This is a genomic window from Candidatus Protochlamydia sp. R18, from assembly GCF_000648255.1.
In the GTDB taxonomy this organism is placed as follows: domain Bacteria; phylum Chlamydiota; class Chlamydiia; order Chlamydiales; family Parachlamydiaceae; genus Protochlamydia; species Protochlamydia amoebophila.
Window position 1 is genome coordinate 1 of the sequence record NZ_BASL01000351.1, and the last position, 678, is coordinate 678.

At 34.7% G+C, this 678-nt stretch carries 1 pseudogene; it reads left to right on the forward strand.

The features are described from left to right. Positions 1–30: 30 nt before the first annotated feature. Positions 31–678, forward strand: a pseudogene (locus TY19_RS00400) (hypothetical protein); the annotation flags it as partial.

Sequence of the window (678 nt, forward strand, 5' to 3'; positions counted from 1 at the left end):
CAAGCGATCAATAAAAGAAAAATAAGGTTTTTGTCAAGCGATGCTGCTTCTTTAAATAGGGAACCAAATTTTGGAAACTCCTTAAGCCCATCAGTTGAAAAGCACAGAAAAAATCCTTCCATAGAGGATCCTGCGCTAATCCATAGAATTAATTCTCTGATCTCAGAATTTTCTCCAACGGGAAATGAAAGAGTCGAACAAACAATAGAGGGAGAAGTCGACTATACAGGTATTCCAGTAGATACAACACTGCTTTCCCGGTATTGGAATATCGCTTATAAAAATGCTTCTTCATTAGAGGAAGCAGATATTATTCTCATGGGTGAAAATCATAAAATTTTAGCCTATAAACAATTAGAGATTGCGATCATCAATCAATTTGGAAAAGACGATGATGTCTTACTTGTGGAAGGGATAGAGTATCAAGAAGAGGCGCAAAATTTCAGTCGAATTTATTCTAAGCGTAGCTATGATTTAATTTCAAAAAATATGCATATGTTTGGTTTTGAGGTAGAGTTATTACCTTTGGTTGAAAGTTTAAATATGCTTAAAGAATTGGAGAGAAAAGCTGTTATCTTAAAAACAAAAGTAGAGCTAAAAAAAAGATCTGGGTTGCCCCTGGATGTCACATTTTCAGAAAAAGTGATGCACGAAGGAGTCTGTTTATTGGAGAAATTA